General features: G+C 37.8%; 11 protein-coding genes and 1 tRNA gene. 1 reads left to right on the top strand and 11 read right to left on the bottom strand.

What is annotated here, in order from left to right; all coding sequences use genetic code 11:
- Position 1 precedes the first annotated feature (1 nt).
- On the top strand, positions 2-745 hold the full coding sequence (locus tag AWW83_RS02455; protein ID WP_092347935.1) for a TapB family protein: 744 nt from the start codon (positions 2-4) through the stop codon (positions 743-745).
- Between the two features lie 56 nt (positions 746-801).
- Here AWW83_RS02455 and AWW83_RS02460 read toward each other — a convergent pair whose 3' ends face one another.
- The 11 genes from AWW83_RS02460 to murD form a co-directional block, all read right to left on the bottom strand.
- Entirely contained in the window at positions 802-3,552 is a 2,751-nt protein-coding gene (locus AWW83_RS02460; protein WP_159421081.1) for a TonB-dependent receptor, read from the bottom strand.
- 127 nt (positions 3,553-3,679) lie between these two features.
- Positions 3,680-3,761 (bottom strand) — tRNA-Leu (locus tag AWW83_RS02465).
- A gap of 39 nt (positions 3,762-3,800) precedes the next feature.
- Positions 3,801-4,079 (bottom strand): 4a-hydroxytetrahydrobiopterin dehydratase, encoded by a 279-nt coding sequence (locus AWW83_RS02470; RefSeq protein ID WP_092347941.1) that lies wholly within the window; start codon positions 4,077-4,079, stop codon positions 3,801-3,803.
- A 19-nt stretch (positions 4,080-4,098) separates the two neighbouring features.
- The gene (gene ftsZ, locus AWW83_RS02475; protein WP_092347944.1) at positions 4,099-5,283 is read right to left on the bottom strand and encodes a cell division protein FtsZ; all 1,185 of its coding nucleotides are present in this window, start codon (positions 5,281-5,283) and stop codon (positions 4,099-4,101) included.
- Between the two features lie 23 nt (positions 5,284-5,306).
- Positions 5,307-6,551 (bottom strand): cell division protein FtsA, encoded by a 1,245-nt coding sequence (ftsA, locus tag AWW83_RS02480; RefSeq protein WP_092347947.1) that lies wholly within the window; start codon positions 6,549-6,551, stop codon positions 5,307-5,309.
- 8 nt (positions 6,552-6,559) lie between these two features.
- Positions 6,560-7,288 (bottom strand): cell division protein FtsQ/DivIB, encoded by a 729-nt coding sequence (locus AWW83_RS02485; RefSeq protein WP_092347950.1) that lies wholly within the window; start codon positions 7,286-7,288, stop codon positions 6,560-6,562.
- Positions 7,289-7,291: 3 nt separating this feature from the next.
- Entirely contained in the window at positions 7,292-8,209 is a 918-nt protein-coding gene (murB, locus tag AWW83_RS02490) for a UDP-N-acetylmuramate dehydrogenase (RefSeq protein ID WP_092347954.1), read from the bottom strand.
- Positions 8,202-9,593: a UDP-N-acetylmuramate--L-alanine ligase gene (gene murC / locus AWW83_RS02495; RefSeq protein WP_092347957.1), complete on the bottom strand. Its 1,392-nt coding sequence runs from the start codon at positions 9,591-9,593 to the stop codon at positions 8,202-8,204. The genes murB and murC overlap by 8 nt, the downstream gene beginning before the upstream one ends.
- Complete coding sequence (murG, locus tag AWW83_RS02500) at positions 9,586-10,683, bottom strand: undecaprenyldiphospho-muramoylpentapeptide beta-N-acetylglucosaminyltransferase (RefSeq protein WP_092347960.1); 1,098 nt, start codon at positions 10,681-10,683, stop codon at positions 9,586-9,588. The genes murC and murG overlap by 8 nt, the downstream gene beginning before the upstream one ends.
- A 1-nt stretch (position 10,684) precedes the next feature.
- Positions 10,685-11,776 (bottom strand): putative lipid II flippase FtsW, encoded by a 1,092-nt coding sequence (gene ftsW / locus AWW83_RS02505; protein ID WP_092347963.1) that lies wholly within the window; start codon positions 11,774-11,776, stop codon positions 10,685-10,687.
- On the bottom strand, positions 11,776-13,137 hold the full coding sequence (murD, locus tag AWW83_RS02510; protein WP_092348128.1) for a UDP-N-acetylmuramoyl-L-alanine--D-glutamate ligase: 1,362 nt from the start codon (positions 13,135-13,137) through the stop codon (positions 11,776-11,778). Before murD ends, ftsW begins: the two co-directional genes overlap by 1 nt.
- Positions 13,138-13,139: the final 2 nt, after the last annotated feature.

Below are 13,139 nucleotides of genomic sequence, written 5' to 3' on the forward strand. Positions count from 1 at the left end.
TATGGAACGAAAAAAATTTTTAAGTTTAATTTCAGCAATTTTAATTTTGCTTTTTATCTCAAGTTGCAAAAAAGAAACTGTAAGCCCGGTTGAAACAATACCATCAAACCTTTTCCCTCTAAAAATTGGCAATGCTTGGTCTTATTCTGGTTATGAAATTGACACAGCTGGCGTGAAAATCTCAGGGACAGATTTTTCATCTTCCACTACAATTGTCGGTCAAATCCAATTTGAAGGTAAAAATCCATTTGTTGTGATTGATTCACTAAAATATCAAAGGAGCACAGAAGTTGACACTTTGTTAATTTATCTTGAAGGGGATTATCTATATGCGTGGATAGACCTTACTAACACAGTTGGCATTCCCGGTTTTGAATACCGACGCTGGGTCCCGTTTATTAAAACATCTGGAAACTTAAACGAACCTTACACGATTTTAAACCTTGATACCACGCTTGTCGTAAATTATCAAGGACAGACGATTCCTTTAAACATAAAAGTTGCTATAACAGGAAATATCAGCGTAAAAGAAGAGGTTCAAACTCCGGCTGGAAAATTCGTCGCATATAAATTTGAAGCCACAGTTACTGGCTCAGCAAGCGTTGGAGGTATTGTAGTAACAAGCTTCACATCAAAAAATTATATCTGGCTTTCCCCGAACATAGGTCCAGTCAAACACGAAACCCCAGCAACACCTGCAGAGCGAGGAATAAGGCGTGAGCTCACGGGATACCGAATAAGTTGAAAAATAAAAAAAACCCCGAGGATTTCCCTCGGGGTTTTTAATTAAAAATCACTCACTTAAAAACTAACTCTCGTCCCAAGTTGAATTTGTCTCTTGGGTCCTGCGGTCGTTGGATTACCAAAAAGCGGTGAGCTCATATTCCCAACATAACTACCGAAGTTTGACCAGTTAAACACGTTAAACGCTTCAACCATCAATGTCAATGTAAAGCCCCGATATTTGAAATCTCTTGACAAACGCAGATTAACATTTCTTTCAGCAAATACATACTTAAAGATAAATCTTTGCCCCGGAACTCTTCCTGCATTTCTACCCAATCCCGCAGGATAATCATTTCCTATCACACCGTCATTATTAACATCCGTTCCATAGTAGACAAGATATGGTCTTCCGGTTGCAAATGTTCCCCAACCACTTAATTTAAATCCGAATGGCAAATCAAATGTACCATTGATTGAAATTCTGTGTCTCTCGTCAAGCGTAGATGGAGCTTTCTTCAACATATCTGGATTTGTATAGTATGAATAACCGTAGTAAATCGTGTTGTCAAATTCATCGTATGTCCAGGAAAGCGTATAAGCAATGTTAAAGCCCCATGAACCAGGTTTATACGGCTTGTCAAATGTAAAGTATATAGCATCATACCATGAGTTTCCCGCATCTGTCCAAACTTGAATCGGTCCGTATTTGGTGCTCAATCTTGATCTTGCATTTGCGTTGTAAGTTGTTATTTCATTATAGCCACGAACTCCTGTATAGCTCAAGCTCAAAATAATATCACCAAACCTCTGCCTGAGACCAAGGCTATATTGAACTGTCATCGGTGGTTTTAAGTCGTTCGGAATTAAAAATATCTCCGGAGCTGGAACTCTACCCTGAGAAATTAAATTCAACAATTCATCCCTGTTGTAATACCTATTATCCCACGGGATCTGTCCTGCACCAGTTCCAAAATAGAGATAATAAACTTTCCAGGTGTATCTCAAAATTTCATCAGAAGCAACATTCCAAACATGCCTATCATAATAAACCCCAGCTCCACCAAATATAACTGTCTTACCTTCCTTGCTTATGTCGTATGAAAATCCAAACCTCGGCTGAAATGCTTTCCAATACGGCTTTCTATCTTTGCCAGTTGAGAAATATTTTTCTCCAAAGAAATTAATTAAATCTCTTCTAACAGTGTCAGGAACTGCAAAATCGTTGTTAATCATATTCGTCTCATAATCCCACCTTATCCCAAGGTTCAATGTCAAATACGGAGTAACCGTCCAATCATCTTGGATATAAACACCAAACTGCGTGTTCCATTTTTCAACTGTTGGAACTCCAACGCCAACTCTTGCCTGCCATGGCGTGGTGCTTGTGTCCGTTCTGAAATAGAAAATCGGATGCAAATAAAGTTTTTGATTTGCTTCATATCTCAATCTTTGAATGAAAAATCCAGCTTTGAAAACATGATTTTCTCTTGTATAGGTTATGTCATCGTAAAAAGCATAACGATCCTGGAACCAATTCTGTGGTGCGTGAGAAAATGCACCTATGTAAGCACTTGGATAGATTTTGCCAGGCGTTGGATAAGGAGCTATGTTTGCAATCTCCCAATTATAGCGTTGGAAGTTAATTCTTGCCTCGTTCATCAAGTTTGGCGAAATTATATACTGATGCTTCAAAACATAGTTATAAACTCTATTGTGGAACAATCGTCCTCTTTCATAAACAGATAAGCCACCGATACCCATATAATCTCTGTCATACCTTCCATAGTAAGTGAAGTCAAAGTAATGATTGATAGATGGTTGATATGTTAACCTTGCAACACCAACATGTCCCGCAAATGGCACATGATAAGTCCCTGCGTATTGTGAAAATTGAGGTCCAACGACAACGGTTGCGAACTTATCAAGAAAAGTTCCTTCATAAGATACAAAGAAATGAAGTTTGTCTCTTATAATTGGTCCACCAAGGCTTAAACCAGTTTGACGACGCTTGAACCCGGGTTTCTCTCTTTCAAAAACGCCAAGAGCATTCAAATTCCTATCACGATATGTGAAAAATGCTGTGCCGTGAAATTCATTTGTTCCAGTTTTTGAAACTGCAGTCACAACTCCACCGGCAGCTTTTGAATACTCCGCTTTGTAAAGTTGTGTTATAACTCTTGCTTCCTTCACAGCATCAAGCGGAAATGGATTGCCTCCACTTAAAAATTGTCCTGAAAGACCACCTTCAACTATCTCATTTTTAAACTCAGTTCCTTCAAAATAAAAACCAACCCAAGTCGGTTGCATTGCACCACTTCCAAAGGTTGAACCTATCGGTTTCATTCCCGGGACAAGAGCAGTAAGCTCAAGGAAATTACGAGTATTTACAGGGAGCTCAGAAATTTGTTGAGGTCTTAACGGCACTGAAAGTTCCGTTTTCTTAACTTCATAATCCAAAGCCTCAGCTGTTACAACAACTTCGCCAACCTGGATTTCTTTTGGGACAAGTGTGAAATTAACCGTAACTTTTTCGCCAACCATTAACTCAACAATTTTTGTCTGTTTACCATATCCAACATGGAGAGCGCTTATTTCATATTTCCCCGGCGGGACTGATAAAATGTTGTAAATTCCCGAAGATGTTGTAATTGCACCACGGGTGTAACCAGTTTCAACATTTTTTGCAATAACTTCAACATCAGGAATTGGTTTACCCTCATTGTCAACTATTTTACCTGTAACAGATGCGGTGTAAGCCCCGCTTCCCTGACCGAATGATAGATTAAATGCGATTAAAAGTAAAGAAAGGATTGTAAGAACACGCATGGTAGATGCCATTTTTGTTTTTATTTTGGCATTAAAAATTTAAAAAGCCATTTTTGAAAAGTCAAGAGAGAAGCGATAAAAAAGAAGGGTTAAAAAAAATTTAATTTTTCGGAAGGAAAAAATTTAGTGCCGAGGGCGGGACTCGAACCCGCACGGGTTTCCCCACACGCCCCTCAAACGTGCGCGTCTACCAATTCCGCCACCTCGGCTCTCTTCAACTACAAATATAAAATTTTGAAACTTCAAAATCAAATTTTCTCTATCCTACCAACAAGTTCAAAATCTTTCAGCGTTACACCATCCTCACTATGTGTTCGCAAAGTCAAACGAACACGATTATATTCAATCAAAATATCAGGATGATGATCCATCTTTTCAGCTTCAAAAGCAACTCTTAAAACAAATGCCATCGCTTCCTGAAAATTTTTAAATTTAAAATCTTTAACTATTGCATCGCTACTCTCGTCGTAAAACCATCCGCTGAAATTTTTAAGATTTGACTCTATTTCCACTTTGTTAAGTTTCATTCCATCCGAGTTTTTATTTTTAATCTATCACCTGCTTTAAAAATGATGGCTTATCATCCTCTTCTGCTATGTTTCCTTCAATCCTCGTTGCACTTTTGTTTTCACTTATTATAACTCCTTTGCGTAGATAAGCGGGAACGCGCAAATTTTTCTCAACTTGGCTACTTTTCTCATCCGAATCATAAACCGAGATTACTTTTTTTGTGCCGTGCGGTGGTGTCTTAGGAGTTGGATAAATTGTTGAACCAAGTCCCGTGGCTATGACCGTAACCATCAATTCATCATTCATTGAATCATCAAGAACAACTCCATAAATTAAGTTAATTTCCTCACCCGTTTTCTCAGTTATTACTTTGATCGCATCGTCAATCTCTTTCAATGTAACTTTATTACCGACAATGTTAATTAAAACGCCTTTGGCTCCAACGATTGACAGACCTTCAACGAGTGGATTTGAAATCGCTTTTTGAGATGCTTCCGTTGCTCTATGTTCACCACGACCAACACCCGTCCCTAACAAAGCATCTCCCATGTCACGCATAATTGTTTTGACATCATTAAAGTCAACATTTATAATTCCCGGCTTCGTTATTATATCGGTTATACCGCGAACAGCATTGTTAAGAACTTCATTCCCATATTCAATAGCCGATAAAATCTCATTGTTTCCCGCAAGCATCAATAATTTTTGATTGCTAATTACGATGAGCGTATCAACCGATTCTCTTAATTTTTTAAGTCCTTCTTCTGCAATCCTTGCTCTAATTGAGCCCTCATAATCAAAAGGTGTATAAACAAGCCCTATAACAAGAGCATCCAAACTTTTCGCTATTTTTGCAACAACTGGCGCTCCACCTGTTCCCGTTCCCTTGCCCATACCTGCGGTGACAAAGACAAGATCACTTCCTTCAATAAATTTTGCTATTTCATCGCTGACCTCTTCAACTGCTTTTTGACCAACCTCAGGTTTTGCTCCAGCACCAAGTCCTTTAGTTAAATTCTTGCCAGCTTGAATTTTTATCTGCGCCCTGCATTCGGATAAAGATTGAATGTCGGTGTTTACCGCAATTAATTCTACGTTTGTGATTCCCTTCTTCACGAGATTATTAATTGCGTTACATCCACAACCGCCCACTCCAACAACTTTAATCTTTGCACCGGCACCACTTGCTCTACCTGATGATTCATCTGCTAATGTAATCACGGCAAACCTCCTGTGTTAATTTTTTAATGAAAAATCGTTTTGAAAAATTCCATAAGTTTTCTCACCGCATCACTTAAACCACGACCGGACCTTTCCCTGCTTTTCTGTATCTCGTCAATTTTGTATAGAACCAGACCAACAACAGTTGAATAAATCGGATTTTCTATTTCATTGACAAGCCCACCAGAAAATTTTGATCTGCTTGGAATTCCAACTCGTACAGGCATTTCAAACTTATCTTCAACAAGTTTATCTATTCCCTTCAAAAGAGATGTTCCTCCTGTTAAAACTATGCCTGCGGATAAATTCTGCGACCTGACATATTCCCTCAAATGTTCTTTATAAAGCAACTCAAAAATTTCTTCAACCCTTGGCTGAATTACTCTGCAAAGCATTGACCTTGTTATCTCAAAAGGTCCTCTCCCACCTACACCTTGAACCGTGATGATTTTATCCTCCATAATTTCATTTAAATAAGCATAACCCTCCGTTATCTTTAATTTCTCTGCAAGTTCTTTTGGTATGGTAAATGCCTTTCTTATATCCATTGTTATTTGATTTCCTGCGATTGGAAGCGAGCCCGTGTATTTCAAAACATTATCTTCAAAAATTGAAATATCCGCCGTTCCTGCGCCGATGTCAATCAAAACAACGCCTATTTCTTTTTCTTCTGGATCAAGAACAGCATAAGAAGAAGCAAGTGGTTCAGAAACAAAATCCTCAACTTCATACCCAGCCCTCATAACCGCCTGTCTCAAATTTTCAACCGCACTTAACTTCGCAAGAATTATATGAACTCTCGCCTCAACCTTTATACCAACCATTCCAATCAGATCCTGACTTTTCTCAATTTTAACACCGTCAACCTTAAACTCCTGTGGCAACACATGAATTATTTCCGTATCCGAAGAATGTCTTATGTTTCTGGCTTCATTTACCAAACGAACGACATCATCCTGCGTAATTATGTGCTTTGGAGGTCTTGTCGCTATAACACTTACGCTTTCCATTCCTCTGAGATCACCGCTTGCAATTCCAACCACAACACTTTTTACCTTTTCACCAGATTGATTTTCAACCATGTTAATAACTTTGCGAATTGATTCAGCTGTTCTTTCAATGTTTACAACATTGCCTTCAAGCAACAATCCCTCTGAGGGGACTTTCGCAAGCCCGAGGATATTTGCCTTCCCGTTATCCTCAAGCGACGCAACAAGTGCGCAGATTTTACTTGTACCAACATCAAGTCCAACTATTATCTCTGACATATTCTTTGTTAATTTTTTGATTTAAACTTTGCATAAATTTTTCCTTCATACCTTAAATCAACATACACAGGCGACGCCTTACCTTGAACTTCTTGCGCCCAGAATTTTTTTAAGGCTAAAAATTTTTTATCCAAATTTCCTTCACCAAGAAAAACCACAACAGCACTATCACCAGCAAAAATGATAAATTCACCATTTTTAAATTTCACTTCCGAAATCAAATTGTAAACATCTTTTTCAATCGCAAGCTTCACAAGTTCATACTGCTTTCTCAATGCACCAGCTGAGTCGGCAAAAACATTAACGGGCTTATAATCCAGATTCAACAAAGGAACAGAAAAAATTCTTTTGACATCGTCATACGGTATGACATAACCATCATAATCAACATAGTAAATTTTTCCTTGAAAAATTACCATCGCAATTGGTTTTCTTTCCTCAACCTCAATCAAAAGAACATCGGGCAAATTTGTATAAACATTCGCTTGCTTTATGAACTTATGAGATTCAACCTTTCGTCTTAATTCGGAAAGATTTACAAGTGTAAATTTTTCGCCAATTTTCACACCCGCAAGATTTAAAATTATATCATCAGGAATCGTTTCGTTTCCTTTAACTATAATTTTATTTATCACCCTGTTCTCACGCCAGTTCATAGCTCCAAAAATTAACACGAGGAAAATTCCAGCAATAGTGAAAAACATCCACCTATTTATTTCTCTTTCCGCAAGTTTCACCTTTCACACCAAACTTTTGATTTCTTCTTCCTTAAATCCAATCAATCTGATCTCAAGTTCAAGCTTAACTCCGAATTTCTCATAAACTTTTGATTGTGCAAGATTTATAAGTTCAAGCACATCTTTTGCCTTAGCATTTCCTTTGTTAATTATGAAGTTTGCATGTTTTTCTGAAATTTGGGCATCTCCAATTTGAACACCCTTCAAACCTGCATGCTCAATCAATCTTCCTGCATAATCTCCGGGCGGATTTTTAAAGATACTTCCAGCGTTCGGGAAATTAACAGGTTGAGATAAATTTCGTTTTATCAAAATTTCACGCCTTATCTTTTTCATTTCCTCTATATCTCCGGGTGGAAATTTAAACCTTGCCTGAACGACAACATCATTTGCCAATTTTGATGTCCTGTATCCAAATCCACACTCGTCTTTTTTAAGTCGCACAAGATTGAAATCCCTTATCACATCAACATCAACAAGATAATCTGAAATCTCTCCTGAGTAAGCTCCTGCGTTCATAATGATTGCACCACCAAGCGTTCCCGGAATTCCAGCAAGCATTTCAACACCACGAAAACCATTCTCAATACAGAAATCAACAAACCTTGCTAACTTAACACCTGCTCCAGCAACGACAAACTCAGCCTCAACTTTTATAAAGTTCAAACCTGATTCAAGATTTATCACTGCGCCTCTGAAACCTTCATCGCTTATCAAAACATTGCTTCCGTTTCCGAGAATCACAAAATCAATTTCCTTCTCCTTTAAATACCTCAACAAATTCAAAAGCTCATCCACATTTCTCGGCTCAATGTAAATGTCAGCGGGTCCACCAATTTTAAATGTTGAATACTTCGCAAGCGGTTCGTTTAGCAAAATCTTCCCTTTGACTATTTCTCTTATTTCTTCAAGATTAATCATCTTTAAACTTTTCACTCAATTTGTTAATGAACTCACCGCAAATTTTCGTTATATCGCCAGCTCCCATAAATATCACCATATCTCCTGACTTAACAAGTTTCATCAGATACTCTGGAATTTGTTTTTTATCCGGGACATAGTGAACCTCTTTATGTCCGAATTTTTTAGCTGAATCAGCGATCAATTCTCCGCTTACTCCTTCAATTGGCTCTTCTCTTGCTGGATAAACATCTGTTAAGACACAAACATCCGCATTGAAAAACGAACGCCCAAAGTCCTGATAAAAATCTCTCGTCCTTGAATAAAGATGCGGTTGAAAAACAGCAACCACTCTTCTTTTCCATCCTTCCTTTGCAGCCTGTAAAACCGCTTTTATCTCCGTTGGATGATGAGCATAATCATCAACAACCATAATTCCATTTATCTCCGCACGAATTTCAAAGCGTCTATAAACACCTTTAAATTTCTCAATTGCATTTTTTATTTTCTCAAAATTAATTCCAAGTTCCATTCCAACCGCAACAGCTGCAAGCGAATTTTTAACATTGTGAATTCCGGGAACCTGCAAATTCACACGCCCAAAATTTTTCCCTTTATAAATCAAGGTATATGACGATGTTCTTTCTTTAAACTCTGGATCAATTGCTTGAACATCTGCTTGTGCATTTAAGCCATAGGTTATGATTTTCTTCTTGATCTGCGGAATTATATCCTGAATCATCGGCTCATCAAGACACAAAACCACAAATCCATAAAAAGGAACTTTATTTGCAAAATCAACAAACGCTGATTTCAATTCATCAACACTTCCATAACAATCAAGATGTTCTGGCTCAAGTGTCGTGATGACCGCAATTGTCGGTGTAAGTTGAAGAAAAGATTTGTCAAATTCATCCGCCTCAACAACTATAAAATTCCCATGACCAAGCCGTGCATTCGTTCCGCCAAGATCACGCAAAACTCCACCAACGATTACAGTTGGATCAAATCCTCCTTCAATTAACACAAGTCCGACCATTGATGTAGTCGTCGTTTTGCCGTGAGTTCCAGCGATCCCGATGCCATATTTTAAACGCATAAGTTCTGCAAGCATTTCAGCTCTACGTATTAACGGAATTTTACGCCTTATGGCTTCCTGAATTTCAGGATTATCCATCTTAACAGCGGATGAATAAACAACCACATCAACATCTTCATCTATATGTTCTGGCGAATGTCCCTCGTAAATTTTCGCTCCAAGCTTTTCAAGTCGTTCCGTTATCTCCGATAACTGCTTATCAGAACCGGTGACTTTAAAACCCTGATCAAGCAAAATTTCAGCAATTCCGCTCATTCCTATTCCTCCAATTCCGACAAAATGTATTTTTTTAACCGTGCTAAACATTTCTTCTTTCTGCTAATTTTAAAATTGCTTTCGCTATCGTCTCACCTGCATTCGGATTTGAAAATGCTTTTACCTTTTCTCTCATCTCATTCAATCTTCGCTCATCATCAATTAATTTAAAAATTTTCTCCCTCAGCTCCGCTTTTAATTTATCATCAAGTATAATTTCACTTGCTCCCGCCTCAAATAAAACTTTAGCATTCTCATATTGATGGTTCGCTGTCGCAAATGGATAAGGGACAAATATCGCCGGAAGCCCGAAATAAGTTATCTCCGCTATCGTCGTTGCTCCAGCCCTACAAATCACAAGATCACACGCAGAATAAGCATAATCTATCTCGTCAATAAACTTGAAAACTTTAACCGATTTTTTATCTTTACACTTTTCCATCACTCTCTCAAAATCCAAAGCTCCAGTTTGCCAGATCACCTGAATTCCTTTATCAACGATTTCATCTATTATCTCAAGCATTGCGTTATTTATTGACCTCGCACCTGCACTTCCACCAAAGACAAACAATGTCTTTTTTCCAGTTTCAAGATTAAAAAATTTCAAAGCTTCATCTTTTTGATAAATTTTCAATGTGCTTCTTACAGGATTACCTGAAAGAAAAACATTATCCTTTCGTTTGAGATACTTCCTCGTCGCATCAAAACTTATATGAACTTCATCAACCAGTGATGAAAGAAATCGTGTTGTCACACCCGGATAACTGTTTTGTTCTTGAATCAAGGTCGGAATTCCAAGCAAAGAAGCAACAAAAACAACAGGACCGCTCACATAGCCACCGGTTCCAACGACGACATTTGGTTTAAACTTCTTAACCAGCAAAAAAGATTGAATTAAACTCACAATAAGCTTGAATGGAAAAAGTAAATTCTTAATATCAAGCGAGCGCATAAATCCCGAAATCCAAATTGCTTTAAATTCATATCCTGCTTTTGGCACAACCCTTTCTTCAATTTTGCCTTTTGTTCCAACGAAAATTATTCTCGCATCAGGTTTAATTTTCTTAATTGAATCTGCAATCGCTATTCCCGGAAAAATGTGTCCGCCTGTTCCACCACCTGAAATCATTATCTTTACCATTTCAATGTTTAATTTGCTTTGAAATGTTAAGCAAAATTCCAACGCTTGCACAATTTACAATCATCGCAGTGCCACCATAACTTACAAACGGGAGTGGTATTCCCGTCGGTGGCAAAATCCCTGAAACAACCGCAATATGAACGACAGCGGTCAAGAAAATAACAAAGGTAATTCCACTTGCAAGAATTTTCCCAAACTCATCAGGCGTATATTTAGCAATTCTAATTCCACGATAAAAAATCACAAAAAAGATAAAAATCAGCACAAGAGAACCGATGAACCCGTATTCTTCCCCAAAGATTGAGAATATGTAATCATCATAAGCAAGCGGTAAATAAAGCTCACGCTGTTTGCTATGCCCGAGCCCAACTCCAAATAAACCACCGTTCCCGAGCCCGATCAAAGCTTGAACCGCTTGATGCTTTACACCCTGCCTTGCGTCTTCAAATCCAAGATAAGCAAGTAACCTTTGAAAACGATACGGCTCAATAATTAACATCAAAGCAGAAACAACAAGACCTAAAGCCAACCCAACCGAAAGATGTCCGATCCTTACTCCACCAAGGAAGAGCAAAATCATTCCCGTAGAAAAAACTATAAACGCCATCGTAAAGCTTTTTTGAAGAACTATCAAACCAGACACAGCAACAATTACTGCAAACAACGGAAGAAAACCAAGTTTAAAACTTGTCAATCTATGAGCATTTTTCTCAACCAAATAAGCAAGATAAATTATAAGAGCAAGCTTCGCAAGTTCAGAAACTTGAACGCTCACAGGACCCAAGACAAGCCATCTTTTCGCTGTCCCCTTTCCAATGAACAGAACAAGAACAAGCAAAATCAAACTTACCGCAAAAATATAAAATGCCCAATCTTTCAATTTTTTGTAATCCACGAAAACAATAAAAAACACCATCACCGCAAAACCAATCAAAACACGAAGAATGTGATTTTCAAGAAAATAAGTGGCGGAGTCATATTTCAAATTTGCAATATAAACCGTTGAGCTGAAAACAAGCAAAATTCCGATAAACATCAACGCTAAAACAAACATAAAAAGAACTTTGTCAATATGTTGCTCACGATATTTCATCACAATTGATTTACAAGTTTTTTAAAAACTTCGCCTCTGTGCTCAAAATCCTCAAACATATCAAAACTTGCACAAGCCGGGGAAAGAAGAACAACATCGCCCGGTCTGGCTTCTTCATATGCTCTTCTGACCGCTTCCTCCATTGAATCAACTTTTATAACCCTTGTTAAATTCTTAAACTCGTTATAAACTTTTTCCCTTGACTCACCAATAGCAAGAATGAGTTTAACTTTCCTTCGCACCAAATCATAAACCTTTGAATAATCATTTCCTTTGTCCCTTCCCCCAGCTATTAAGATGATCGGCTCATCAAAACTTTCAAGCGCATACCAAAGCGAATTAACATTTGTCGCTTTTGAATCGTTAATAAATTTTACACCGTTTATCTCACGCACAAATTCAAGGCGATGCGGAACCCCCTCAAAACTCTTTAAACTCTCTCTTATTATCTCATCCTTTACCTCCATAGCCCTTGCAGCAAGAGCAGCTGCAAGAGAATTATAAACATTGTGAATTCCCCTTAATCTGAGCTCGCTCATTTTGAGAATTCTCTCTTTTTTGTTTTTAAAATTAAAAACCAAATAATCATCCTCAACGAAAGCACCGCAAGATAATTTCTCCAAAACACTAAACGGCATCTTTATCACATCAAGTTGCTCAACATAAGGTTGAACTATCTCATCATCGTAATTGTAAACTGCAAAATCATCACTTCTTTGATTTTTGAAAATTCTAAACTTTGAAAGAATGTAATCGCTAAACGATGCATATCTATCAAGGTGATCCGGTGTTATGTTGAGAAGAACCGCAACTTTGGGTTTAAAACTTTCAATATGATCAAGTTGAAAACTGCTAACTTCTAAAACAACAACGCTTTCCTCATCAACATCCAAAACATAATCCGAAAATGGGCTTCCGATATTTCCAGCAACGATCGTTTTAAAACCGGCTGTTTTAAAAATATGACCTATCAAACTTGTTGTCGTCGTCTTTCCGTTCGTCCCTGTTACAGCAACAATTGGAGCTTTGCAAAACCATGATGCAACCTCAATCTCACTTAACACTTTCAAACCTCGCTCAACTGCCTTCTTAACAACTTCAGAATTTGACGGAACCCCAGGACTTATTACCATAAAATCACACTCAAAGACACTCTCACTGTGCCCTCCAAATTCATACTTGATCCCTAACTCATCAAGCTCTTGCAATGTGAATTTGACATATTTTATTTCTTCTGGCTTCTTCATATCGCTTATAAAAACATCTGCACCGAACTTTTTTAAAAGTTTAGCAACCGCAAGACCGCTTCTTGCTCCACCTATAACGCTAATTTTTTTGCCTTTGATATTTTCTCCGCTCATAA

The organism is Candidatus Chryseopegocella kryptomonas, from assembly GCF_001536065.1.
GTDB lineage: Bacteria > Bacteroidota > Ignavibacteria > Kryptoniales > Kryptoniaceae > Kryptonium > Kryptonium kryptomonas.